Source organism: Bradyrhizobium yuanmingense (genome assembly GCF_029167105.1).
Lineage (GTDB): Bacteria > Pseudomonadota > Alphaproteobacteria > Rhizobiales > Xanthobacteraceae > Bradyrhizobium > Bradyrhizobium yuanmingense_A.
Window position 1 is genome coordinate 82,031 of record NZ_JARFML010000004.1, and the last position, 25,705, is coordinate 107,735.

Consider the following 25,705-nt stretch of genomic DNA (forward strand, 5'->3'; position numbering starts at 1 on the left):
TTCGAAGTTAGGCCTGCGGCTTCAGGCCGGCCGAACGCACCAGGCGGATCGGTACCCCCTTGTATGACGGCGTGAAGCTGAGAGGGTCGCGGGCATAGAGTGGGACCAGCGGATTGGTTTCCGGATAGTACGCCGCACAGCAGCCGGTCGGGAAGGAATAGGCAACGACGCGGAAGTTGCGCACGATCCGCTCGGCGCCGTCGGTGGAGGCAGTTATGAGATCGACGCGATCGCCATCGGCCAAGCCCCGCTTCTTCAGCTCGTATTCGTTGAGAAACACCACGTCGCGCTGGCCGAACACGCCGCGGTACCGATCCGACATCGAGTAGAGCGTGGTGTTGTACTGGTCGTGGCTGCGTATGGTGGCGAGCCACAGAAAGTCACCATCGCTCTGCGGAGGGTCCTCGCCGCAACCCGGGAAGACCAGGAAGCTGGCCTTGCCCGACGGCGTCGCCCAGATGCGTTCGCGCGCCGTCGAGGTCAGATGAAAGCCGCCGGGCACGCGGATGCGGGCATTGTAGCCCTGGAAGATCGGGAACACCGCCTCGATCGCATCGCGAATGCGGTCGTAATCGGCAACGAAGCCGTCCCAGTCGACCACCGTACGCTCGCCCAGCGTCGCCTTGGCGACACCGGCGATGATCGCGACCTCGCTGAGGAGATGCTCCGACGCCGGCTTGTTGCGGCCGCCGGACGCATGCACCATCGACATCGAATCCTCCACCGTGACCGACTGCGGTCCTGTTTCCTGAACGTCGATCTCGGTGCGCCCGAGGCACGGCAGGATCAGGGCGGCGCGACCATGGATCAAATGGCTGCGGTTGAGCTTGGTCGAGACGTGGACGGTGAGATCGAGCCTGCCGAGCGCCGCCCGGGTCGCCTGCCAGTCCGGAATGGCAGCGGCGAAATTGCCGCCCATCGCGAAGAAGGCCTTCACCTCGCCGCGGATCATGGCTTCCAACGCGGTAACCACATTGTGCCCCGATGCGGCCGGCGGCTTGAAGCCGAAGCGCTGCTCCAGGCGCTCGAGGAAGTCTGCCTTGGGAATCTCCGTGATCCCCACGGTGCGATCGCCCTGCACGTTGGAATGGCCGCGAACCGGGCAGACGCCGGCGCCCTCGCGCCCGACATTGCCGCGCAACAGCGCGAGGTTGGCGATCTGCTGGACGTTGTTCGCGCCGCGCCGGTGCTGGGTGATGCCCATGCCATAAACGAGGATGGCGCGCTCCGCCTTCATATAGGCGCCAGCCGCATATTCCATGTCCTCGCGCGTCAGGCCGGACTGGCGCTCGATGTCGGGCCATTGCGTACGCTTGAGATCGTCGATCAGCGCTTCGACGCCAACGGTGTGACCGCGAATGAAATCCCAGTCGAGGATCTCCGGCTGCTCGGCGGCGCGGGTCGCCTCGTCCGCCTCGACCAGAATCTTCATAATCCCCTTGAGAACGGCGACGTCGCCGCCAACCCGCACCTGGAAGAGTTTCGAGCTGATGGTCGTCGCCGACAGCGTGATCATCTCGACCGGGCTCTGCGGCGCCTGGAAACGCTCCAGCGCCCGCTCGCGGAACGGGTTGAAGGAGATGATGGAGGCGCCGCGGCGCGCGGCATTGCGTAGGCTGGTCATCATCCGCGGGCTGTTGGTGCCGGGATTCTGGCCGAAGATGAAGATGCAATCGGCCTTGTCGAAATCCTCCAGCAGCACGGTGCCCTTGCCGACGCCGAGGGAGTGCGGCAAGCCGACGCTGGTCGCCTCGTGGCACATGTTCGAGCAGTCGGGGAAATTGTTGGTGCCGTATTCACGCACGAAGAGCTGATAGAGGAAAGCTGCCTCGTTCGAGGTCCGGCCGGACGTGTAGAACTCCGCCATGTTCGGATCCGGCAGGGCCTTGAGCTCGCGGCCAATCATATCGAACGCGTCGCTCCACTCCACCGGGAGATAGCGGTCGGATGCGGCATCGTAGGCCATCGGATGCGTGAGCCGACCGACCATTTCGAGATCATAGTCGCTCCAGCCCGTGAGCTCGGTAACGGTATGCTCGGCAAAGAATTCGGGCGTGCAGCGCTTCGAGGTCGCCTCCCAGGCGATCGCCTTGCCGCCATTCTCGCAGAATTCGAACGACGAGGTGTGCTTCGGATCAGGCCAGGCGCAGCCGGGACAATCGAAGCCCTCCGGCTGGTTCATCCGCCGGAGCGTCGCAGCCCCCTTCAGCGGCACCCGCTGCACCAGCAGCGCCTCGCTGAGCGCCTTGAGCGCCCCCCAACCGCCGGCGGGTTCACGGTAGGGACGGACCGATTTCGTGGTCATTTCGATGTCTCTCGTTCTGGCAATTCTGCGGCTAGCTAAGGATCGCGCAAGGGAAGCCGTCTTCCCGAAAGGAAGCCGAATTTCGCAATCGCACACGTTCGAACTCGGCCCGCCTGCCGCAGCAGCCAGTGCATTCCGGCAAAAACAGCGCCGATCCCGGAAGCTGAAACGGCGCCCGGAAACTAGGCTTGGCAGAAGAGCCCGTCGGAACGGAGGGCTTCCGACAATTTTCAGGAGCGAGCCAAGATGTTTTCAAGACGTGATCTGCTGGCCATGTCTGCTGCAGGCGCCGCCATGGTCGGCTCAGGTGCGCAGGCCGCAACCTTCGGCAATCCCGATGAGCCGCCGCAAGGCGCCATCAACGCCAAGAGTCCAGGAAGCCTGACCGACCCCGGTCCGCAGAATCCCGACCTGGCCAGGCAGTTCCCCTCCGCACAAACTCCGCCCGCGACCGATGTCGGCGGCCAGCCGATGGATTGGGCCTCGTTCAACAATGCGCCGCGACGCATCCAGAACGGGGGCTGGGCGCGTCAGGTCACGGTCGAGGATTTCGCCATCTCCAAGGAAATCTCCGGCGTCAACATGCGTTTGTCTGCCGGCGGCATCCGCGAGCTGCATTGGCACCAGGCCGCCGAATGGGCGATCATGACCTATGGCAGCTGCCGCATCACCGTCCTCGACACACAAGGGCGCCCCTATGTCGGCGACCTCAAGGCCGGCGATCTCTGGTACTTCCCGCCGGGCGCGCCGCATTCGCTCCAAGGCCTGGGGCCGGACGGCTGCGAGTTCGTGATCTGCTTTGACGACGGCCACGCCAATGAGTTCAACACGCTGCTGGTCACGGATTGGCTCGCCCATACGCCGCCCGAGGTGCTGGCGAAGAACTTCGGCGTACCGGCCGAGGCCTTCGCAAATATCCCGCTGCACAATCTCTGGATCTTCCAGGGGACGGTGCCCGGCGATCTCGCCGCCGATCGCGCCGCGATCTCCAAGCGTGCGGAGGCGCCGCCCTATCCCTTCATCCATTCGCTCGGGAGCTCGACCCCGGTGAAGGAAAGCTCCGCCGGCAGCATCCGCGTTGCCGACAGCAGCAATTTCAAGGTCGCCACCACCGTCGCTGCCGCGCTGGTGACGATGCCGCCAGGCGCGGTCCGGGAGATGCACTGGCACCCGAACGCGGACGAGTGGCAGTACTACATCAAGGGCAAGGCGCGGATGACGGTATTCGACACCGGCCCCAACGCGCTGACGACGGATTTCTCGGCCGGCGACATCGGCTATGTCCGGCGCAATTTGGGCCATTATGTCGAGAATATCGGCGACACCGAGCTACAGTTCGTCGGCGTGTTCCGCGCACCGCGCTACGAGGAGGTCTCACTGTCCAACTGGCTGGCGCACACACCGCCCAAGCTGGTCGCCCAGCACTTCAACATCGACGAGAAGCTGGTCGGACAATGGCCGGACAACAGCCCTGGCGTCATGCCCAGGTCCTGAACAAGGACAATATACGGTCCCGAATGAGAAAGGCGCCGAAACCGGCGCCTTTCCTTCTGCTTGCGACTCGAGCCCGTCGCAGTCAGGAGTGATTCGGCGCCGCAGTCGAATCACTGGTCGGTTTCCAACTGTGGCCGGAGCGGGCGGTGTCTTCGAGTTCGTCGACGCCGACGAGCATTCGCCGGGCGTCCTTCTCGGCGCGTCGCTTGGGAGCGTCCACCTCGGCATTTATCCCCATCACGGTGCTCAAGTCCTGGGCTCACCAACCGCGCGATGTCAGGGCGAGGAAACCTCCCGACATGCTCAGCAGAGAGGCAACCAGCAGCGATCGTTCCGGAGCGAAGACCTGGGCCCGCGGCCCCGACCAAAGCCTCCGGAGATTCGGCTTGCGTCGTCATGGCCAGAGATCCAAGGCGTCAGCAGCCGGTGCGCGACGCTGCCTCTTCAGGCAGCAGAACGCGGCGCGGATGCGTGAAGACACCATATCCGTCGTCGCGGGCGACAGCGAGCAGCGTGATACCCGCCTCGTCCGCGGTCTGGATGGCGAGCGCGGTCGGTGCTGAAACGGCGACGACGACCGGCGCGCCGATCATCGCCGCCTTTTGCACCATTTCCACGGAGACGCGACTGGTCAGCAGCACGGCGCCATCGCGGGCCGAGCTGCCCTCGCGGACGATGGCACCGGCGAGCTTATCGAGCGCGTTGTGCCGCCCGACATCCTCCCTGACCAGCGTGATGCCGCTACGGGGACGCCAGAACGCCGCCGCGTGAACGGACCGCGTCTGCTGATTCAACGTCTGGAGCGGCGACAAGGCTTGCATGGCGCCCAGCAGGTCCCGTGCCGGAAAGGCAATGCCGCGCCCCTCAACTCGCGACGGCGTGCGACGCGCCTGTTCCAGGCTTTCGATACCGCACAGCCCGCAGCCGATCGGGCCGCTGATTGCGCGGCGGCGGGCGGCCAGGGTTGCCGCGCGATCGCCATCGAGCCACATCCGCACTTCCATGCCGAACTTGTTGGAGATCAGCTCGATGCTCCTGATCTCGCTCGCGCTATCGATGATGGCCTCGGTGAGGCTGAAGCCGACACCGAAATCCTCGAGCTCAGCCGGCGTCCCCATCATCACGGCGTTGGTCGATCCGTTGTAGGTGAGCGCGATGGCGCTCTCCTCGGCGACCAATCGCGATGTCGACGTCGTGCGGCCGGCACGCCAGGCGATCTCACGATGCCGCGAGAATGTCGAGCCCGTTATCATGGCTCACACTGTCGCCGGCTCGGCCGAATGCCGGGAAGCCCGGCTTCTGAGCGCGAGCCCGAACGCAATGAAACCCCACCCCAGGAAGATCAGACCGACGACCAGCATCGCTCCGAGCGACGCCTTCGTGTTCGACATATCCATCATCATCGCCCGCCCCTTGTACGTATGACCGGCCCGCCGGTCATAGATGGGAGCAAGCGTACAGAGACCAGCCCAGGGTTATCTTTCGAGGATGCCGCGGCATTGTCTCATCCGCACGATGCGCCTTTCCGCGAAGAGTTCGTTCCGCCGGCGTCCCCTTGTTCCGACGCGACAGGAGCGCCATCGTCGCGAAGACGCCATCACGTCGCGCCAATGCGTGGAACAGCGCGGCGGTGGCAAGCTCGTCGGCAGTTCGGGCAATTTCGAAATCGTTCGTGCGATTTGAGAAACGCTCGCCGGGCGCGAAAGACTCGTCTTGCAGCTAACCCTATTGCGGGGCTGTTCACGCGAGGCCAGCGATCAATCGGGGCACGATGAACGTGTTGCGATAGCGGGCGCTTCTGCGAAAGCCGGAATGCGATTGGGTATCGAATGAGCAAAGTGATTATCGTCACAGGAGCTGCAAACAGCATCGGACGGAACACCTGCCGGAAGCTGGCCCAGGCCGGCCACAAAGTCTACGTTTCGATGCGGGAAGCGGATGCTCATGACGAGCACGGTGTTGGGGAGGCTGGAACTGAAGGCGACGTGGATCTCCGCAGTTTGGAGTTTGACGTTTCCTCGGAAGCTTCCGTGAGCGAGGCCATCGACACCATCGTTGCCGAGAACAACCGCCTCGATGTGGTCGTGCACAATGCCCGGCAGGTCGTCTACGGACCTGCGGAAGCTTTTACGCCGGAGCAGCTCGCCGAGCTCTACGATACCAACGTGCTGAACGCGCAACGGCTTAACCGATCCGCATTGCCACAATTGCGCAAGCAGGGTCAGGGCCTGCTGATATGGGTCTCGTCAAGCAGCGCGCGTGGCGGCTCGGTTCCTTTCCTGGGCGCGTATGCCTCCTCGAAGGCGGCGCTGGACGCGCTCGCACTCAGTTATGCCGGCGAGCTCGCGCGCTGGGGTATCGAGACGACCATCGTCGTCCCCAGCGCGCTCGGGCCCGGCCACTACATTCGCTCCGGCCGGCCGCAAGACACTGTTCGAGCCGAGGAATACGCCGACGGCCCAACCGCCGATTTGAGCGAAATCGCGCTCTCGGGACTCGCGCAGCTTGCGGCGCAGAATCGAACGTCGCAAGACGTTGCCAATGCAATAGCCGATGTCGTCGCCATGCCGTTCGGACAGCGGCCACTGCGGATCAATTTCGGTCCGGATCACGACGGCGCCGCAGCCGTCGGTGCCGTCGCCGAAAGCGTCCGCGCGGAACTGCTCCGCCGGATCGGACTGGTAGACATCCTTCAGCCCGCGCTCATCGGATAGGACGCTCTCTCCCCAGACGAAAGTGATAGGCCCACCCTTTACCCTGCAACCGCCGGATGTTACCTTTTTGCGGTCGCTACGTTCACGCGTCTTTGGTGTGCTTCCAAGTCATAGAACGTGACGCGACGTGCGCCGGGTTGATATCTCCCAAATGGCCCCCCGCTCGCAAAGCAACAACATGATCGCCGCTGCTGGCTGCTCCGCCGAAGACGAGGCCGTCCGCGAGATCTTCGCCTTCGGGCCGTTTCGGCTCGATTCCTCGCTGAGGCGAATCGAGAGAGACGGGACCACGCTGCAACTGTCGGGCCGCGCGTTCGACCTCCTGCTCGCGTTGGTCCGGCAGGCCGGCAACGTCGTCAGCAAGACGGATCTGATCGCCAAGACATGGCCGGGCGCTGACGTCGACGAAAGCAACCTGCGGGTCCATATCGCCGCACTCCGCAAGGCGCTCGGCGATGGCAACGATGGTGTCAGATATCTGAGCACTGTCTCCGGTCAAGGCTATTGCTTCGTTGCGGCGGTCTCGCGCCCGGAACAGAGGCAAGCTGCACCGGCCGGCCCGGCTTACGCCCACAATTTGCCTCCGCATTCCCGGCGAATGCTGGGGCGCGAGCAAGCCATTGACGACATCTCGGAACGACTGACAGCCCAACGCTTCGTCACGATCGTCGGCCCGGGCGGCATCGGCAAGACCACTGTCGCCGTGTCCGCAGGCTACACCCTGCTCGACGGCTTCGCCGGCCATGTCCAATTCGTCGGTCTCGGCGAGACTGGCAACGCAGCTTCGGTGCCCGCGATGGTCGCATCTTCGCTTGGGCTGCAGGTGCGATCGAATGACCCGACGAGCAGCCTCGCGACATTCCTGCGCGACAGGCGCATGCTGCTCATTCTGGATTGCTGCGAGCCCGTCATCGAAGCAGCTGCTGCCCTGGCCGGACGGCTCTACCACGCCGCGCCTCAGCTGCATATCCTGGCTACAAGCCGGGAATTGCTGCGAGTCGAAGGTGAGTTCATGTACCGTCTCCCGCCGCTGCCGAGCCCGCCGGAGAAGGCCGCTCTGACAGCCGCGGACGCTCTCGCCTATCCTTCCGTACGTCTATTCGTCGAGCGTGCCACCGCGGGAGGCGGCGAGTTCGCGCTGACGGATGCGAACGCCTCTGACGTCGGCAATCTCTGCCGCCGGCTCGACGGCATCCCGCTCGCCATCGAGCTCACCGCCGGTCACGCGAGCACATATGGCGCGCGAGCGATGACAAAACTCCTCGACCAGCACCTCAATCTGCTGTGGGAGGGCAGACGCACCGCATTACCCCGGCACCGCACGCTGCGCGCAACCATCGAATGGAGCTACAATCTACTGTCCGAACCGGAACGAGCGATTCTCGGCCAGCTTTCGGTGTTCGTCGGCAGCATGACCCTAAACGCCGCGCGGTCGATTGCAGCGGGCACGGTGGATGACGACGCGGTCCTGGCGATCATCGACAACCTCGTCGCCAAGTCGATGCTGGCACTCAACACCGGCTCGCAGCCGCCCCGCTACCGCCTTGCCGACTCGACCAGGGCCTACGCGCGAGAGAAGCTTGCCGCCAGTGGCGACGCCGACGCGATCTCGCGACGTCACGCCGGCTATTTTCTCGACCTCCTTGAAAAGGTCGGGGGCGAAGCGCAGCGGGGCCTTGCGGCTGTTATCGACGAGTATGGCAACGTCCGCGCCGCGCTGACGTGGTGCTTCTCGGATCAGGGCGACCGCGGAATCGGCGTGGCGCTCGCTGCAGCATCGATCCCGCTGTTCTTCAAGCTGTCGCTGCTGACGGAATGCGAGTTCTGGGTCACCCGCGCCATCGAAGCACTCGACGAGACCGATGCAAGCGTCAGGCAAGGCCTCGTCCTTCACACGGCGCTGGGAGCTGCCCGCATGCTCACGGGACAGCTGGATGAAGTGGGCGCAAATCACCTCAAACGAGCGCTCGAGCTGAGGGAAAGGATCGGCGACATCCCCGGGCAGATCCGTTTGATCGACCAGTTGCATTTGATGCAAATCTTCGTCGGCAAGTATGATGAAGCATTGGGCACCGCCAAGCACGGTGAGGCCGTCGCCCTTGCCGGCAACGACTCCCTTGCGGCGGCGCGCATGCGTGTGCTGCTCAGCATCTCCTGCCAATATCTCGGCAAATTCGCCGCCTCTCGCTCATACGTTGAGGCGGCATTGCTGCATCCGGGCCTGGATGCAGCGGTCCTTAGCGGCCTCACTTTCGAATATCCCAAACGCGCTCAAATCACCCTGGCACGCGTCCTCTGGCTTCAGGGGTATCCCGACCAGGCGGCGCAAATGGTACGGCGAGCCATCTCGGACGTCATCGCAGCGAACCATCCGATCATGTTCTGTCGAGCACTGCCTTGGGCATTCGGCGTCTTCTTCTGGAATGGCGACCTGGAGGATTGCGAAGACCATATCGACAGATTCATCGTGGAAGGACGAAGGCACAACCTCGCAATCCTCCAGATGGTCGGCGAGGCCATGAAGGGGATCACGTTGCTGGCCCGGAGCAGCGAGAACGGTGGCGGGATCGCTACGCTGAGAGTTGCTATCGAGAAACTGCAGAGCCGGTCTTTCGGTGCCGTAGCGGGGCTTCGCATGCCCCTCGCCGAGGCCCTGGCGGCGGAAGGTCACGGCGACGAAGCCCTGGACACCATCGATCAAGCGATTGCCCAAGCCCGCTGTTGCAGCTTCATGATGGACATGCCCGACATGTTGCGCACCAGAGCGAAGGCGCTGATGCGCAAGCGCCATCCGGATCTTCCCCAAGCGGAGGAGTGCCTCGTGCAGGCGCTCGATGTCGCCCGCGATCAGGGGGCGCTGGGCTACGAGCTTCGCGCGGCAATCGCGCTTGCGAAACTGCGGCAGCGAGCAGGTCGCCGCCAGGAGGCGCACGATATGCTCGCGCCCATCTATTCGCGATTTACCGAGGGCTTCCAGACGCGCAGCCTCACGATCGCAAGAGGCCTGCTTGCCGAGCTGAAGCCTGCGTACCCTTCCGGCCAAATGGCCGTCCCGGCCGTGCAATCGCGATAGAGCGGTGCAGCCTCGAGCGACGCGTGCGGGCAGCCGGTCCATGCTGAGCTTGCAATGAGACGTCGGCGCCGGCAGTTGCCATTGCGGCGCCATGGGTGAATTTGTGGAACGTTCCCGAGCACGGGGATGCGGCGCTCGTCGAGGCCGCACCGACATCCGATCGGTCCAATCGGGTGCCGCTCCCCGGGGCATCACCTACAATACCAGCTTCGCCATCAATGCACGCGCCTCGCGGAAATCCGCGGTCTCGAAACCTTCAGTGAACTTGCCGCACGCGGCGGCGATGATATGGCGCGCCTCGTCGGGATGCCCCTCGCTCATCCGCAATCGTGCGACGCTGATCGCTGCCCTCAGCTCCCAGAATAATGCGCCCTGGCTCCGCGCCACCTCGAACACCCTGTCGAAGGCCTGCGCGGCACCGGCCGGCGAGCGGTGCTCGCCGGGAAGCAGCAGCAACTCACCCTTGATGCGCCAGAGCTCGGCGACATACCACCCCTCGTCCCTCGCCTCGCAGCGAGCGAGCGCCTCCTCGACAGTCGCAAGCCCTTCCGACACCTCACCGGCCTCTCCCAGACATGCGGCGAGTTCGCCGAGGAGAAGCAGAAAGCGAGGCAGGAAGCGCGCTTCGCCCGCGAGCTCGAGCGCCTTGCGCAGAAGCGGCAGTCCAGTCGCGAGGTTACCTCGGCGCGAGATCAGCAAGCTCCTGAAGGCGCGCGCCCATACGTTCCAGAGACGAATCGGGTGGCGCTCGGTGTGTTCGAGCAGCATCGTACAATAGCGCTCAGCCGCGTCGAGATCGCCGGCAAGAAAGGTGATCGGGCAGGCACTCTGGCCGAGGACGCTGCAAAACGTGAGAGCGTGGCCGCTGCTCCGGCCCTCCTCCACGTTCTGGTCGACTACGCTCAAGGCCTGGTCTGCTAGACCGAGCAGCCACAGGATCCGTACCTGGAAATAGCGCGCCGAGACGCGCAGGTCGAAGCGGAAACGGATCACCTGCGGCCTTGCCGACAGGTCCGAAAGGCGAGACAGGGTTCGTCCGATATAATGATAGGCCAGCCGCTGGTCGCCGCGATAATGCAGCGTGGTCGCAAGAAGCCGGTCAGCCATCATGCGGTCGACGGGATTGCCGGAGTCGGCCACGACTTCTGCAAAGCGCTTCGCAAACTCCAGCGCCTTGCGGAATTCGCCGTTGTTGAACTGGTCGATGCAGAGGCCCCATAGCGCGCGCAACAGGTAATCCCTTTCACCGAGCTGCTCGGCAAGCTGAAGGGTCGCCGCCCAGGCGGGACCGGCCTCCCTGGCTCTTCCGACACCGTACATCAGCGACCAGCCGTGCGCGGCCGACAGCTGCATTCGCAGCCGCGGTGCGTTCGCAGCCGTCGGATCGAGGCGCGCCAGCGCAAGTTCGGCGCGCTCACGGCATTCGGCGAGGAGCGACAATTGCACCCAGAGCGGGACCGCAGCCGCCGTCAACGCCGCGCCGACCTGCGCGTCTCCATCGGGAGAGAAGGCCCAATCGAGGCTCGTTCGCACATTATCGATGTGGCGGCCATAGATCGCGAGCCACTCCGCCTGCGGCTTGACTTCGCTGTCGGCTTCGGCGCCGGCGAAGAATCCCGAATAGTACTTCGCCTGGCGGCGGGCGGCGTCGGAATACTCCCCGCCGGCACGCAGCTTCTCCAAAGCATAAGCACGCGTCGTGTCGAGCAGACGATAATGCGGACTTTCGCCGCGAATATCCGCGAGAACGAGCGACTTTGCCACCAGCCTCGCAAGCTGGCCGGTGACGTCGCCGCCTCCATTGCCGGCAACCGCGATCACGGCATCGAGCTGGAACTCGCCGGCGAATATGCCGAGCTGCCGGAGCAGCCACGCTTCGTCCTCCGGCAACAGGTCATAGCTCCAGTCGAACGTTGCCCGCAGCGTTTGCTGCCGCGGCAACGCCGTGCGCCGGCCAGTCGTCAGGAACTCGAACCTGTCATCGAGCAGCGCTGCGATCTTCGGCGGGCTGAGCATGACTGCGCGCGCTGCCGCAAACTCAATCGCGAGCGGAATGCCGTCGAGCCGCCGGCAGATGGCCGCGATGGCGCCGATATTCTGCTCGTCGGGTGCAAAGTTCGACCCCAGTGCCTTCGCCCGGCTCGTGAACAATTCGACGGCGCTGTATGCTGACGCGCCAGCGGGTTCGTGCCATGCTTCCGGCGGCACGCCCAGAGCGGGCACGCGATACACATGCTCGCCCTCGATGCGCAGCGCCTCCCGGCTCGTCGCAACAATGATCGTCCCTGCACAATGGCTGACTAGCTGCTCGGCCACATGTGCGACGGCATCGATCACATGCTCGCAATTGTCGAGAATGAGCAGCAATGGTCGGGAGCCGATCGCTCGCGCGATGGCTTCGGGCAAAATCTCCTCGCCCTCGAGCTTGCTGCCAAGCGCGCTGGCGATGGCCGAGCAGACGAGCCTGGGATCGGACAGCGAGGCCAATTCGACCAGCAGCCTGTCCGACTGGAAACCGGGCGGTGGCGTTCTGGCCGCTTCAAGCGCCAGGGCCGTCTTTCCGATGCCACCAGGGCCGATCAGACTCACAACGCGGTAAGCCGACAGCAGCCGCCACAGATGCGCGATCGCCGTGGTCCGGCCGATCAGATCGAATGACGCGCTGGGAATGTTGGCTGACGGCGTCAATTCGCTTACGGCGGGTTGCAGCGGGCTGTCCATATCGCGGACAGCCCACGCGCCTAGCAGACGATAACCGCGGCCAACGGTGGTTGAAAGCATGTCGCGGTCCGAACCAAGGGCCTTTCGGATCGCCGCGATATGGACGCGGAGCGCGCTCTCCTCGACAAACACGCCTCGCCAAATCCGCTTCGTCAGGTCGTTCTTGGTGACGAGCTGACCCTGTGCCTGAGCCAATTCCGCAAGAATCTCAAAGGCGCGTCCACCCAAAGGAACGAGCTCTCCGCCCCGGCGCAGTTCGCGTCTGGCCAGATCGATTTCCCATTCCACGCAGGTGTAGACGGGACGCTGGCCTGGTTCAGCCATCATGGGATAGCCCCAAGCGGTCTAGTCATCTTCTACCCAGCCTACCACCATCCTTGTCGACAGACACAGGTGACCGGACGGCGCAGCCGTCCGCCCCGTCTCGCGATGCGCGCGCTTCAGCAACCGCGGCAGATCGATCCTTCCAGCATCCTCTCGAGCCGCGCATCATCCTTGTCGATGGTCGGATCCGTACCGAGCAATGGGCCCTTCACCGCATGACCACCATGCTCCGATCCCGGCAGCGCGGTGCCCAGCGAGTTCGTTCCCGGCGCAGCGGCACTGATACCGAGCGGGCCGCCGCTCTCCATCGACATATGCGATTCTATACCGCCGCGCGCGGACGCAGCGCTCGAGAGCGTCACACAGGCGACGACGCAAACAGCGGAAAACAATCTCATTGCTCACACTCCACATGTTCAAACAACCTGCCTCCCACAAACGGGCGACTGAGGCGTTTGACCACGCACAACCGCGCGAGGATTCTGACAACGCGGACAGACTCTTCCCGCAGGAGTGATGCAGATCCGCCAGGACTTTCGGTCTGGCCGACCTACATCTCATCAGAACAATTTTCGGAAGCGCCACGAGCAGAGCAGCGATCACCGCCAGGCGGCTCTCCGCACAAGAGCAAAGCAATGGAGCAGCGCTATGAATGTATTCAAGATCCTGACTGGCGCGGCCTTGATCTTAACGGCGACCATTTCGTCCGCATCGGAAGCCTGGTCCTTCGCCGATCAGGAGCCCGCGGCCTTCGCATCGATATACCCCGATCGCGACGTGCTGAATGGCGGCGCGCTGACGCCCCCCGGGCGAATGGGTCTGGAGCGGCCCGGCGGCGCCGCGCCCGTATTCGCCGCAGGCAAGCGCACAACCGCTACGAGCGGTGATGACGAATACCTTCCGGACCGCCGTCACGAATTCGTGTATCGAACACCTGCGCTCCGGGTGCGAGCATTGACGATGGGCGAGGTGCCGGCGACTGAGCATTGACTCGCCGACGGCCACCCCTGTACGACACCCAAGCGCGTTTGCGCCTTCACAATTCCTGCCAAGCCTCAGTGATCTAAAGGGGACGGTTTCCCCGGATTTCGGCAGCAAAATTGATGCACGAACCCTCTATTTCATCACCGGTTGCTCGCACCTATTCTTTCGGACGTTGGCTGATCGATTGCCAACGGAGAGAGCTGAGATGCGACAACCTCGCCGTGCCGCTCGGCAGCCGCGCATTCGAGATTCTCGAGAAGCTGGTGGACTCGGCGGGTCTCCTGGTTACCAAAGACGATTTGATCCGAAGCGTCTGGTCCGGCCTCAGCGTCGAAGACAATACCCTCCAGGTTCATATCTCAGCCGTCCGCAAGGCGCTCGGCGAGGATCGAAATCTGCTCAAGACGATTTCGGGCCGCGGATATACCCTTGGCGGGACCTGGCGAAGCGGGCATCTGGATCACCCGGCAACCACACCTCTCACGATGTCTGCCGGTGCGCCCTTTTCCAGCAACCTGCCGAGCTTCCGCGCGCCTCTCATCGGACGCGAGGATTGTCTATGCGAACTGGTCGATGTGCTGTCCGCATACCGGGCCGTGACTCTCGTCGGCCCCGGCGGCATCGGAAAGACCAAGCTTGCCATCGAGCTCGCGCGCCGCGTCGCGTCCTGCTTTAACGATTCCGTGGCGCTGGTCGAGCTGGCGACCCTGCAAGACGCGGCGGGCACCGCCTCTGCGACTGCTCGTGCACTGAAGCTCGCCTCGAATAACAAGGACGTATCGCCCGCAAGCATTGCGCAAGCCATTGGGACGCGCCACCTGCTTCTCGTCATGGATAATTGCGAGCACGTGATCGAAGCCGCCGCACAAATCGCCGGCGCCGTGCTCCGCTACTGTCCAAACGTGACCCTTCTTGCGACCAGCCGCGAGGGCCTTCGCATCGACGGCGAGTATGTTGCGGCCATTCCGCCGCTGTCGGTCCCTGGTCCCGACACGCACGATCCTGATCTGCTGCTCCGAGAAAGCGCCGTGCAGCTGTTCGTCGCGCGAACGCAGGCGTTGCGCACGAGCTTCGTTGCAGGCGCAGACGAGCTTCAGAAGATCGCCGCCATCTGCCGCCGCCTCGACGGAATTCCGCTCGCGCTGGAATTTGCGGCAGCCCGGGCCGCTAATCTCGGGGTGGACATCGTGCTGCTTCGCCTCGGCAAGCGCTTCGAGCTTCTGAACGGCGGCCGCCGGGACCAGTTGCCGCGACACCAAACCCTGCGTGCGACACTGGACTGGAGCTACGATCTTCTGCCGCCGGCTGAGCAGAACCTGCTTTGCCGGCTCGCCGTGTTTCCCGCCGGCTTCACGCTTGATGCGGCGATCGCGGTGGACGATACCTTGTCGCGGTCGGACGTCATCGAAACCCTGTTCAACCTGGTCGGAAAATCGCTTGTGTCGCTCGATCCCTCCTTCGAGGGACGGTGGCGTCTGCTGGAGAGCACACGTGAATATGCGCTGGAGAAGCTGGCGGACGCAGGCCTCATCGAGCAGGCTTCGAGACGGCAGGCCGGCTTTCTCAGGCAGTTCATCGCGCCGCTCGGCGACAGCTCTCCCTCTCCCGACGACATTTCTCGTTTCGCCCAGGAGATCGGAAACGTTCATGCGGCGCTCGATTGGGCATTCTCGCCGGGTGGCGATACAGCCCTTGGCATCGAGCTGACGGCAGGCTTTGTTCCGGTTTGGATGCAGCTACTGTCCTTCGTGGAATGCTCGACGCGGATCGAGCGCGCGCTTGCGCGTTTCAGTCCTGAATTTACCCGTGTTCCAAAGCTCAAGGCGCAGCTCTATGTCGCGCTGGGATTCGCGCTCCTCAACACCGCGGGTTCGGCGGATCGCATGAAGGCGGCGCTGAGCATCGGTCTCGTGCTCGCCGAGGAGTTGTCCGATCTCGAGCTTCAGCTCAAGGCGATCTGGACGTTGTGGAGCTACAACCTCAATTCGGGCCAATACGCCGAAGCCAAGGAAGTCGGCGAACGCTACCTTGAGATCGCGCTGCGCGCCGGAAATCCCGCCACCGAGACGGTTGGCCGTCGCCTGATAGGCGCGGCCGCCCATTTCTTTGGCGCGCAGGAGGATGCACGGCGCGAACTGGCCCTGTCGCTGGACCATGCGGTTCATCGACTGGACGGCGGCGCGAACCAGATGTGGTTTCTGCTGAACCAAAGCGTCCTCGCCAAGGCGATGCTGGCGCGCGTGCTGCTGTTGCAGGGAAAGATCGGCCAGGCCAGGTCCCTTGCCGCCGAGTGTCTCCAGGAGGCCCAACGCGAGAAGGACAAGCTTGCGATCGCCTACGCACTTCGGAACGCTATCTGCCCGATCGCGCTGATGACTCATGATCTCGCCGCCGCCGATCAGGCGATATCCTCGCTTCTCGAGCTCATCACCCGCGAAGGAGTTGCTTTCTGGACCAGCTGGACGTCCTGCCTGAAAGGGCAATTGCTTGTTCTGCAAGGCAATCACGACGATGGAATTGAACTGCTTCGTTGCGGCCTGAAGGCGCGGACCGAGAATGGATGGCTCATGCGCAATCCTGAATTTCTCGGATCGCTCGCCGAAGGCCTGCTGGCAAGCGGCAAAGCTGAGCAGGCGCTGGCCGCGGTAGAGGAAGCCCTGACAGTATCGCGGCAAGGGTGGCAATTATGGTGCCTTGCCGATCTTTTGCGGATCAAGGCCGAGATTCTCCTAGTCAATGACCCATCCGATCTCTCGCGAGCCGAAGCGCTGTTCGCCGAGGGATTATCCGTGGCCCGAGACCAGCAATGCCGCTTCTACGAGCTGAAGGTTGCGGCAGCGTGGGCAGGAATCATGGCGAGATCGAACCGTCAGCAGACGGCAATTGATCTCCTGGGTCCGATCAGCGGCCTGTTCGACCAGGAGATCGATCTTCCCGCACTCGCCTTTGCCCGCGCTCTGGCTGAACTACCGGGCATCTCGACCCGCGACGGCAACGGCCCTGCGTCTTGCACCTGCCACTAGTGGTTCGATCTGCGTCCGACTTCAGCATGCGGGCGGCAGCACCGGCGACACGCCGGGCGTTGGTGCTGCGCCTGAAGCGTTCGCCGGCTGCACAGTCGCAGGCGAGGCGAGATTCATCGAGACGCCTTCCATGCAAGCCGAACTGTTCGGGGCTGGGCACAACCGCAGCGTTCGGGTCTATGCCCGTCCCACCGGCACCACTGGCTTCCGCCTGAATCGTACCAGGTGCGGGGCTTGTAGCCACTTGCGGGATCGACAATGGCACCGACGCAGCGCTCGTCACCTCTCCCCCCGGCGTCGAGTTGCATCCGACTGTCGTACCTGTTCCTGAGGGCGCAGCTGAGGAGATCGTACCGGTGGCGCTGCTGTTCTGCCTTATCACCAGCAGCAACGGCGCCCGGGGATGACCGGTGTTGAAGTGATCGGCCGCGACCCAGTCGAGCCTGGTGCCGAGATCGCTTTCCATCTGCCGCATCAGGTCGCGGATGAAGGGCTTCAGGTCGGAGACGTTCGCGCTGTCCTCCGGCGCCACGGGCAACCCGCAGACGGCAGGCGGAAAGAGCCGACACACAGAACCTTCAGAGGATTCCGTCGGTCAGAACGATCGCGCGCCTGATGATAATCGGGCGGGACTTGCTCACGAAAGCAGAGACCGTGACGGTCGCCGCGATCGAAGCTGGCGTGCCACCCTTGGTCGAGGCACGCGAGATCATTGCCGAATTCCATCTGATGATCCGGCACAAGACGGAAGCGGATCTCATGACGTGGATAGAGCGCGCCCGCGCTAGTCTCGTCGCCTCGTTCGCCAGTGGCGTCGCAAGGGACGAAGCAGCGGTCCGGGCAGCAATCACTTTGCCCTGGTCTAATGGCCAGACCGAAGGTCAGATCACGCGCCTCAAGCTCGTCAGACGTCAGATGTACGGCCGCGGCAAACTCGGTCTGCGTCAAGCGAGACCAATCGGCGCAGAATAATCGGAGCTGCACTAAGATTGCGTCAGAGCCAATATTGCAGGCCGAATGACAGTTTGTGTGTGTGAGGGCTCCTTCAATCGCCACGTCTCAATGCAAGTGGCCCCCTTATGGCGCCGCTCTTCAGTCCGCCCAGTCGTATGGGCCGATCTGATCAGTCCAAAAAAGCCTGGTCCACGCCTTCAATGGATTTCTTACGTCGCGCCACCGAGTTCTCCAACGTGCCTCGGTACAATGGGTTGGGAAACTGTCGATGATACAGCTCGGGTGCGAGAATGCGGGCGCGACAGATGAGATGATAACAGGAATATGATCGGTTTGACCTACCAGCAACCAGCCGTATCGGGCTGACGCAAGTATCGCGATCCGGGCGCAAGGTGCAGCAAGCTTGCTTGCCTTGGTGTTGAACCACTAACCGAAATAATGTCTTGCAATGCTCAATGAGCATGAAACCGCTCTGTAGCTAACCACGCAAGTTGCCAGCGCTGACAACGCAGTCGAAAAACGATTGGATCCGCCCCACTGTCATGACCCGGCAAAAGATGAGCGCATGAGATGAACGAGTTCGGACCGAAGGGGGAGGTCCCGCTCTCGGAACGACTCTCGGTGTCACCTGAAGAGGCAAGTGCCCTCACCGGGATCGGGCTGACTTCCATTCGCGAGGCGATCAGCGCCGGTAAACCTAGGGCCAAGAAGCACGGAAGGCGCACAATCATCTTGCCAAATGATTTGAGAGTGTGGCTCGAAACACTGCCTGACGCTCGGAAGCCGATTGCAGAAAGCCCCGCTTGGGCGGGGCTTTTATTTTGAGCTAACGGCCAATGGGACTGGTAAGAAATTGGCAAGCGAAGAAGCAAGCCACTGAAAAATAACAACAGACACCGTATGTTATCTGATCCCGTCACGGATCATGTATCCGGCACCGCGGATCGTGTGCAGCAGCGGGCGCTCGAAGCCCTTGTCGATCTTGGAGCGCAGCCGCGAGATGTGTACGTCGATGACGTTGGTCTGCGGATCGAAATGATAGTCCCAGACGTTCTCCAGCAGCATGGTCCGCGTCACCACCTGGCCGGCGTGCTTCATCAGGTATTCGAGCAAGCGAAATTCGCGCGGCTGCAGCGTCAGTTCGTCCTTGCCGCGGGCGACGCGATGCGAGAGCCGGTCGAGCTCGAGATCGCCGACGCGATAAAGCGTCTCCTCGGCGGGACCGCCGCGGCGGCGCGACAGCACTTCGACGCGGGCCAGAAGCTCGGCGAAGGAATAGGGCTTCGGCAGATAGTCGTCGCCGCCGGCGCGCAGACCCTTGATGCGGTCATCGACCTGCCCGAGCGCGGAGAGAATCAGCACCGGCGTCGTATTGCCCTTGTCGCGCAATGCGCCGATCAGCGACAGGCCGTCGCGCTTGGGCAGCATGCGGTCGACCACCAGTACGTCGTATTCGCCGTTCTCGGCCATGGCGAGGCCTTCCTCGCCGTCGGCGGCGTGGTCGGCGATGTGTCCGACTTCGCGAAACGCCTTGGCGAGGTAGTCGGCGGATTCGCGGTCGTCTTCGATGATGAGGAGGCGCATCGTGCGTTCGGCGGCGGTCAAGGAGGTCAACCTTCTCTAAACATGGCGCGAGCGGCAACCGCATGCAAGCCGAGCAGGAGAGGCTCGAAGCGGGAAAAAGGCGGGCGGTGAGGCTGGGGGGACCTCACCGCCCTAGGCCTTCCGACGGAGGGGGGCGTAATTCCACCGGAAGGTAGATGAGGGAAGCCAGCGTTGCGCTGCTTCCCCGAAGGGCACCGGCGGCGGGGGCGACTGATGCCGGCGGTACCCTTCATCTCGTAGGCCTCCTGAAGGCCTCAGCCCTTGGCGATGGGCACGGCGACGAAGCGCGACTGGCCGCCGCTCTTCACGCGCATCAGGACGCTGTTCTTGTTGTCGGTCCGCGCCGCATTGATGGCGTCGCGGACTTCGCCGGCGGTCGCCACGCTCTTGCCGCCGACCTCGAGGATCACGTCGCCTTCCTTGAAGCCGCGTTCGGCCGCGGCGCTCTTCGGATCGACCTCGGTGACCACGACGCCTTCCTTGCCGGCGCCGGCCACGGAATTGGCGGGCGCAACGGTCATGCCGAGCTTCGGCACGTCGGTGCCCTTGCTGGCGCCCTTGCCGCTGTCCTTGTCGGTATCGGCCTTGGCCTCGACCGTATTCGGCAACTGGCCGAGGGTGAGGTTGACGACCTTGTCCTGGCCCTTGTGCAGCACGTTGAGCTTCACAGTCGCGCCAGGGGCCATGCCGCCGATAGTGCGGGCGAGTTCGCGGGCGTCCTTGACGGGCTCGCCGTTGACCGCGGTGATCACGTCGCCGGACTCGATGCCGGCCTTCGCGGCCGGACCGCTCGCCTGCGGCTCCGCCACCAGCGCGCCTTCGGCCTTCTTCATGCCGAGGCTGTCGGCGATGTCGGAGGTGACGGGCTGGATCTGGACGCCGATCCAGCCGCGGCTGACCGAGCCCTTGTCCTTGAGCTGCGCAACCACGCTCTTGACGGTGTTGGCCGGGATCGAGAACGCGATGCCGACGCTGCCGCCGGAGGGCGAGTAGATCGCGGTGTTGACGCCCATCACCTCGCCGTTGGTGTCGAAGGCCGGACCGCCGGAATTACCCTTGTTCACGGGCGCGTCGATCTGGATGAAATCGTCATACGGGCCGTTGCCGATGTCGCGGCCGCTCGCCGAGACGATGCCCGCGGTCACGGTGCCGCCGAGACCGAAGGGATTGCCGACCGCGAGCACCCAGTCGCCGATCCGCGGCTTGCTGTCAGCGAGCTTGGCGAACGGGAAGCTTGTGCTGCCTTCGACCTTGATCAGCGCGAGGTCCGTGCGCTGGTCGGTGCCGATCACCTTAGCGGTGTAGGTCTTGCCGTCGTCGGTGGTGACCTCGACCTTGTCGGCGCCATCAACCACGTGGTTGTTGGTCACGGCATAGCCGTCAGCCGAGATGAAGAAGCCGGAGCCCTGCCCCTGCACGACGCGGCCACGACCGCCGCCCTTCAGGCCGGGGATGCCATCCGGACCGCCGAAGCGGCGGAAGAAACGCTCCATCGGCGAGCCCGGCTGGAACGGCGAGGAGGAATCGTCGCCGTCGTCATTGCTCGCGGTCTTCTCCTTCATGTTGACCTTCACCGAGATCACCGAAGGCTTCACGCGCTCGACCACGTCGGCGAAGCCGACCGGACGCTCGACCTTGCGGACCTCGTTGTTGACCTGCGCATGCGCCGGGCTGGAGAACAGGTCGGCCGGCGAGGTCGACGGGCTGAGGCCATAGACGGCCGCGCCGAGACCGGCGACGACCGAAGCCATCAGCGCGAGCTTGCGCGCGGAAAACACCGACCGGCGCGGCTGCCGGTAGGACGGGAGGTTCGAAAGGTCGATACGATCGTTCATGCGGAAATCTCCAGAGCCCTGAATTCCTGTTGGTGCCGGATGCCGGCACCTTGCGGACCTGAAGATGGGGACTCCCGCCTTACCGCGCGCTGGCGGCGGGGTTAAACTTTCGTAATGATGTGTCGAGGCGATGCGGCAGTTTAGCACAGGCCAAAAATCGTGGCCTTACAGGAACTTAATCGAGTTCCCCCGACAAGGCGGCAGGCGCGAGTTCTGGCCCTCAGCTCGCCCTGACACTGACGATGAACTCGTCGACTTCGCGCTTCAAGGTCTCGGCCTGCCGCGACAGATCGACGGCCGAATCCCTGGCTTCGGCCGCCATGCGGCCGGTCTCGGCCGAGGTGGAGGTGATCTGGACGATATGGTTGGAGACGTCGAGGGTTCCGCGCGCGGCATCCTGCGCGCTGCGCGTGATCTCCTGTGTGGCGTTGCGCTGCTGGGCGGTGTCGACCTCGATGCCCGACATGATGGACGAGATCTCCGACAGCGTCCGGGAAATGCCGTCGATCGCGCCGCGGGTCTCCGCGGTGATGCCCTGAATGCTGGCGACCTGCGAGGTGATCTCCTCCGTCGCCTTGCTGGTTTGATGCGCCAGGTTCTTCACTTCCGAGGCGACCACCGCAAACCCCTTGCCCGCTTCGCCGGCCCGTGCCGCCTCGATGGTGGCGTTGAGCGCCAGGAGATTGGTCTGCGATGCGATCGCCTGGACGAGCTGGACGACCTCGCCGATCTTTTCGGCGGCATCCGACAGCGTGTGAATGGTATCGCGGCTCTTCTCCGCCTGGCTTGCAGCGCCTTCGGCGCGCTGGGTCGCGTCCGTGACGCGGCGGCTGATCGTGCCGATCGAGTTCGTCATCGCCTCGGCGGACCCTGCAACCGTCTGGACGCTGGCGCTGGCCTGGCTCGCCGCGCTCGCGACCGCATTGGCCTTGGTGCTGGTGTCGTTGGCGGTCCGCGACAGCGTCTCCGCGTTGGTCTTCAGATGCACGGCCGATGACGCCACGCTGGCGACGACACTGGCGACGAGATCGTTGAAGCGCTTGATCCTGTTATCGAGGAATTTCGACCGCTCAGCCTGATGCTGCGCTTCATGCAGCTGCTGCTCGGAGAGGCGGCGCCGCTCGATGCCGTTGGTCTTGAACACCTCCAGCGCACCGGCGAGCAGGCCGATCTCGTTGGTGCGACCGAGCCCCGGAACTGGTGTCTCGAACTTCTGGTCGGCAACCTCGCGCATGGCATGCACGATGGCCGCGAGGGGATTGAGGATGCCGTTGCGCACGGCGAACCAGGTGGTGAAGCAGATCGCAAAGGCGACGACGGCGATCACGCCGCAGGCGACCAGGAAATAAGAAAACGCGGTCTGCGCCTGCTGGTAGATCTGCATTGCATGGTCGCGCGCCGGGCCGCTCAGCGCGGCGAAGTTCGAGGACAGGCTGGTGATCTCGTTGTTGAGATAGAGCACCGCGATGAAGCCGGTGCCGCCGCCGATGCCAAGCAGGAACAATAACGCAGCGACGACGGCGCCGACCAGGAAGCGGATCGTCAGATTGCTGTTCGCGAACATCGGGGGACTCAGGAGCTGGAATCAAATCTCGCAACAAGCTTCCAGACAAAGGTCAATTTAGCATGAACCACGCAGCCGTTGCCGCGCACTGCGTGGCACTACGTAGACGGCTTCAGGGCGATTTGGGTTCGTCCGACATCAAGGCCGCGAGCCGTGCCTTCTCGTCGGGCGTGAGCGGCGGCGCCGGTACGTCCACCCCACTTCGCGAGCGGCGGCGGATTTGCAGCCACAGCGCCAGGCCGCCACCGATCAGCAGCACCGGCCCGAGCAGCCACAGCAGCAGCGTCTGCCGCTCGAAGCGCGGCTTTAGCAGCACGAACTCGCCGTAGCGCGCCACCAGGAAATCGAGCACCTGCGAATTGCTGTCGCCGGCCGCGATGCGCTCGCGCACCAACAGCCTGAGATCGCGTGCCAGCGGCGCGTCGGAATCGTCGATCGACTGGTTCTGGCAGACCATGCAGCGAAGCTCGCGCGACAATTCGCGCGCGCGCGATTCCTTCACCGGATCCGGCATGATCTCGTCGGGCTGGACCGCGTGGGCTGCCGGCAAGGCCAGCAGCAGCAAGGCGACGAAGGCGGCCATCATCCGGCGCATCGGATCATTCCGCGGGCTGGAGGCGCTGCTTGGCCCGCGCCGGCTTCGGCGCGCCGACCCGCAGGCGGCGGTCGGAGAGCGAGAGCACGCCGCCGAACGCCATCAGCACCGGCCCCCACCAGATCAGGAGAACCAACGGCTTGTGATAGATGCGCACGGCGATGGCGCCTTCGGCGGTGGCGTCGCCGAGCGAGACGTAGAGCTGGCTCGCCCCGCGCGTCAGCAGCGCCGCTTCGGTGGTCGACGAGCCGCGCGTGGTGAAGCTGCGCTTGGACGGCGTCATCACCGTGACCGCCTCGCCATCGCGGCTGATCTTGAACTCTGCGATCATCTCGCGGTAGTTCGGGCCCTGGCGCTGAAACAGCCCGTCGAGCTTCAGATCGTAGCCGGCGACATGGGCAGTCTCGTTCGGTTTCATGGTCGCGATGTATTCGCTGTTCCAGGTGGTCTCGCAGACGATCCCGATCAGCGCAACGCCGAGGCCGGCATGCGCGAACGCGGTGCCCCAGGCCGAGCGCGGCAGGCCGCGCGCCCGGTGCAGCACCGTTGCGAACGGCAGGCGCACCAGGCCCGTCCGTTCGACCAGATCGGTGACCGCGCCGGCGATGACGAAGACGCCCAGCCCGATCGCGAGCGGCGCCAGCGCGCTGCCGCCCCGCACCCAGGCCCAGACGATGGCGACCACGACCAGCCCGGCAACGCCGGCCGCGAGCAGGCGCTGCATCACGCCGAGCAGGTCGCCGCGCTTCCACGCCAGCATCGGCCCGAACGGCACCGCGAGCAGCAGCAGCGCGAACAGCGGCGCGAAGCTCAGATTGTAGAAGGGTGCGCCGACCGACATCTTGAAATCGGCAAGCATCTCCATCGCGAGCGGATAGAGCGTGCCGAACAGCACCACCGCGCAGGCCACCGTGAGCAAAAGATTGTTCAGCACCAGCGCGCCCTCGCGCGAGATCGGTGCGAACAGGCCGCCCTGCTTCAGCGAGGTGGCGCGGCCCGCGAACAGCGACAGGCTGCCGCCGATGAACAGGCACAGGATCAAGAGGATGAACACGCCGCGGGTCGGATCGGTGGCGAAGGCGTGCACCGAGGTGATGACCCCCGAGCGCACCAGAAAGGTGCCTAGCAGCGACAGCGAGAAGGTCAGGATCGAGAGCAGAATGGTCCAGACCTTCAGCGCGTTGCGCTTCTCCATCACCAGCGCCGAATGCAGGAGCGCGGTGCCGGCGAGCCAGGGCATCAGCGACGCGTTCTCCACCGGATCCCAGAACCACCAGCCGCCCCAGCCGAGTTCGTAATAGGCCCAGTACGAGCCCATGGCGATGCCGAGGGTCAGGAAGATCCAGGCGACCAGCGTCCAGGGCCGCACCCAGCGCGCCCAGGCCGCATCGATCCGTCCCTCCATCAGCGACGCGATCGCGAAAGAGAACGAGATCGAAAAGCCGACATAGCCGAGATAGAGCATCGGCGGATGCACGGCGAGACCGATGTCCTGAAGCACGGGATTGAGATCGCGTCCCTCGATCGGCGGGCTGGCGATGCGCAGGAACGGGTTCGATGTCATCAGAATGAAGAGGTAGAACGCGCTGGCGACCCAGGCCTGCACAGCCAGCACATGCGCGCGCAGCGAGAGCGGCAGATTGTTGCCGAAGCTCGCGACCAAGCCGCCGAACAGCGCCAGGATCGACACCCACAGCAGCATCGAGCCTTCATGATTTCCCCACACGCCGGTAATCTTGTAGAGCAGCGGCTTCATCGAGTGGGAATTCTCGTAGACGTTGGCGACGGAGAAATCCGAGTTCACGTGCAGCATCACCAGCGCCGTGAACGAGGCGCCGACGAACAGCAGCTGAGCCAGTGCGCTCGAGCGCGCCACGTTCATCAGGGCGGCGTCGCCAAGGCGCGCACCGATCAGCGGCACGACGGACTGGATCAGTGCGAGGGCGAGCGCCAGCACCAGCGCGTAATGTCCTGATTCCGCGATCACCGCACCGCTCCTTGCGGATTGCCTTGCGCGGTCGTCGCCGCGGGCTTGGCGGCACCGGAGGCTTGGGTACCGTAATCGTCCTTCCAGTGCCCCTGCTTCTTCAGGGCATCGGCGACGTCCTTGGGCATGTAGGTCTCGTCGTGCTTGGCAAGGACGGTATCGGCCTTGAACACGCCGTTGGCATCGAGTGCGCCTTCCGCGACGACGCCCTGCCCTTCGCGAAACAGGTCGGGCAGAATGCCTTTGAAGGCGACCGGCAGCTTGGCGTTGCCGTCGGCGACCTCGAACGTCACCGCAAGATTGTCGCCGCGCTGGAGCGAGCCGGGCTGCACCAAGCCGCCGAGGCGAAACCGCTTGCCGGGCTCGACATGCTTCTCGGCGACCATGGTCGGGGTCGAGAAGAACACGATGGAGTCGCGAAGCGCGTTGAGCACCAGCGCGGCCGCGAGCGCGAGCACGGCGAGCGATCCGCCGATGATGGTCATACGTCGCTGCTTGCGCGTCATGGCGTATCCGTTCTCCGCATC

Annotated in this window: 18 protein-coding genes and 1 pseudogene; 8 read left to right on the forward strand and 11 right to left on the reverse strand. The window is 64.2% G+C overall.

Going from position 1 to position 25,705, the window contains the following annotated elements:
• Window positions 1-7: 7 nt before the first annotated feature.
• Window positions 8-2,305, reverse strand: coding sequence for an FdhF/YdeP family oxidoreductase (locus tag P0R31_RS06890; protein WP_275513407.1), 2,298 nt, complete (start codon window positions 2,303-2,305; stop codon window positions 8-10).
• 246 nt (window positions 2,306-2,551) lie between these two features.
• Between P0R31_RS06890 and P0R31_RS06895 the strand changes: the two genes are divergently transcribed.
• Window positions 2,552-3,799 carry an oxalate decarboxylase family bicupin gene (locus tag P0R31_RS06895; RefSeq protein ID WP_275513408.1) on the forward strand — a complete coding sequence of 416 codons (1,248 nt, stop codon included), beginning with the start codon at window positions 2,552-2,554 and terminating at the stop codon, window positions 3,797-3,799.
• An 82-nt stretch (window positions 3,800-3,881) separates the two neighbouring features.
• On the opposite strand, the gene P0R31_RS06900 is transcribed toward P0R31_RS06895, so the two are convergent.
• Together P0R31_RS06900 and fdhD are read right to left on the reverse strand one after the other, a co-directional pair.
• Complete coding sequence (locus tag P0R31_RS06900; RefSeq protein ID WP_275513409.1) at window positions 3,882-4,049, reverse strand: hypothetical protein; 168 nt, start codon at window positions 4,047-4,049, stop codon at window positions 3,882-3,884.
• 166 nt (window positions 4,050-4,215) lie between these two features.
• Window positions 4,216-5,052, reverse strand: a complete 837-nt coding sequence (gene fdhD, locus P0R31_RS06905) for a formate dehydrogenase accessory sulfurtransferase FdhD (RefSeq protein ID WP_275513410.1) — start codon at window positions 5,050-5,052, stop codon at window positions 4,216-4,218.
• Between fdhD and P0R31_RS06910 the strand changes: the two genes are divergently transcribed.
• The 3 genes from P0R31_RS06910 (at window position 4,955) to P0R31_RS06920 (ending at window position 9,586) form a co-directional block, all read left to right on the forward strand.
• Complete coding sequence (locus P0R31_RS06910; RefSeq protein ID WP_275513620.1) at window positions 4,955-5,224, forward strand: hypothetical protein; 270 nt, start codon at window positions 4,955-4,957, stop codon at window positions 5,222-5,224. The genes fdhD and P0R31_RS06910 overlap by 98 nt on opposite strands.
• Before the next feature lie 404 nt (window positions 5,225-5,628).
• Entirely contained in the window at window positions 5,629-6,513 is an 885-nt protein-coding gene (locus tag P0R31_RS06915) for an SDR family NAD(P)-dependent oxidoreductase (protein ID WP_275513411.1), read from the forward strand.
• A gap of 178 nt (window positions 6,514-6,691) precedes the next feature.
• Window positions 6,692-9,586, forward strand: coding sequence for an ATP-binding protein (locus P0R31_RS06920; RefSeq protein ID WP_275513412.1), 2,895 nt, complete (start codon window positions 6,692-6,694; stop codon window positions 9,584-9,586).
• Between the two features lie 195 nt (window positions 9,587-9,781).
• On the opposite strand, the gene P0R31_RS06925 is transcribed toward P0R31_RS06920, so the two are convergent.
• Window positions 9,782-12,634 (reverse strand): ATP-binding protein, encoded by a 2,853-nt coding sequence (locus P0R31_RS06925; protein WP_275513413.1) that lies wholly within the window; start codon window positions 12,632-12,634, stop codon window positions 9,782-9,784.
• A gap of 113 nt (window positions 12,635-12,747) precedes the next feature.
• Complete coding sequence (locus tag P0R31_RS06930; protein ID WP_275513414.1) at window positions 12,748-13,029, reverse strand: hypothetical protein; 282 nt, start codon at window positions 13,027-13,029, stop codon at window positions 12,748-12,750.
• 250 nt (window positions 13,030-13,279) lie between these two features.
• Here P0R31_RS06930 and P0R31_RS06935 point away from each other — a divergent pair, with 250 nt between their 5' ends.
• The 4 genes and pseudogenes from P0R31_RS06935 (at window position 13,280) to P0R31_RS41035 (ending at window position 18,417) form a co-directional block, all read left to right on the forward strand.
• Window positions 13,280-13,621: a hypothetical protein gene (locus tag P0R31_RS06935; RefSeq protein WP_275513415.1), complete on the forward strand. Its 342-nt coding sequence runs from the start codon at window positions 13,280-13,282 to the stop codon at window positions 13,619-13,621.
• A 215-nt stretch (window positions 13,622-13,836) separates the two neighbouring features.
• Complete coding sequence (locus P0R31_RS06940; protein ID WP_275513416.1) at window positions 13,837-16,638, forward strand: ATP-binding protein; 2,802 nt, start codon at window positions 13,837-13,839, stop codon at window positions 16,636-16,638.
• 534 nt (window positions 16,639-17,172) lie between these two features.
• Window positions 17,173-17,610: pseudogene (locus tag P0R31_RS06945) on the forward strand (transposase); the annotation flags it as partial.
• Window positions 17,611-18,162: 552 nt separating this feature from the next.
• Window positions 18,163-18,417 (forward strand): helix-turn-helix domain-containing protein, encoded by a 255-nt coding sequence (locus P0R31_RS41035; protein WP_430516806.1) that lies wholly within the window; start codon window positions 18,163-18,165, stop codon window positions 18,415-18,417.
• 78 nt (window positions 18,418-18,495) lie between these two features.
• On the opposite strand, the gene P0R31_RS06950 is transcribed toward P0R31_RS41035, so the two are convergent.
• The 6 genes from P0R31_RS06950 to ccmE form a co-directional block, all read right to left on the reverse strand.
• Window positions 18,496-19,176 carry a response regulator transcription factor gene (locus P0R31_RS06950; RefSeq protein ID WP_036035209.1) on the reverse strand — a complete coding sequence of 227 codons (681 nt, stop codon included), beginning with the start codon at window positions 19,174-19,176 and terminating at the stop codon, window positions 18,496-18,498.
• 275 nt (window positions 19,177-19,451) lie between these two features.
• Window positions 19,452-21,032, reverse strand: coding sequence for a Do family serine endopeptidase (locus P0R31_RS06955; RefSeq protein WP_275513417.1), 1,581 nt, complete (start codon window positions 21,030-21,032; stop codon window positions 19,452-19,454).
• Window positions 21,033-21,252: 220 nt separating this feature from the next.
• Window positions 21,253-22,596, reverse strand: a complete 1,344-nt coding sequence (locus P0R31_RS06960; protein ID WP_275513418.1) for a methyl-accepting chemotaxis protein — start codon at window positions 22,594-22,596, stop codon at window positions 21,253-21,255.
• A 112-nt stretch (window positions 22,597-22,708) separates the two neighbouring features.
• Window positions 22,709-23,191 carry a cytochrome c-type biogenesis protein gene (locus tag P0R31_RS06965; RefSeq protein WP_275513419.1) on the reverse strand — a complete coding sequence of 161 codons (483 nt, stop codon included), beginning with the start codon at window positions 23,189-23,191 and terminating at the stop codon, window positions 22,709-22,711.
• 4 nt (window positions 23,192-23,195) lie between these two features.
• The gene (locus P0R31_RS06970; RefSeq protein ID WP_275513420.1) at window positions 23,196-25,178 is read right to left on the reverse strand and encodes a heme lyase CcmF/NrfE family subunit; all 1,983 of its coding nucleotides are present in this window, start codon (window positions 25,176-25,178) and stop codon (window positions 23,196-23,198) included.
• Window positions 25,175-25,684, reverse strand: a complete 510-nt coding sequence (ccmE, locus tag P0R31_RS06975) for a cytochrome c maturation protein CcmE (protein WP_275513421.1) — start codon at window positions 25,682-25,684, stop codon at window positions 25,175-25,177. Before ccmE ends, P0R31_RS06970 begins: the two co-directional genes overlap by 4 nt.
• Window positions 25,685-25,705: the final 21 nt, after the last annotated feature.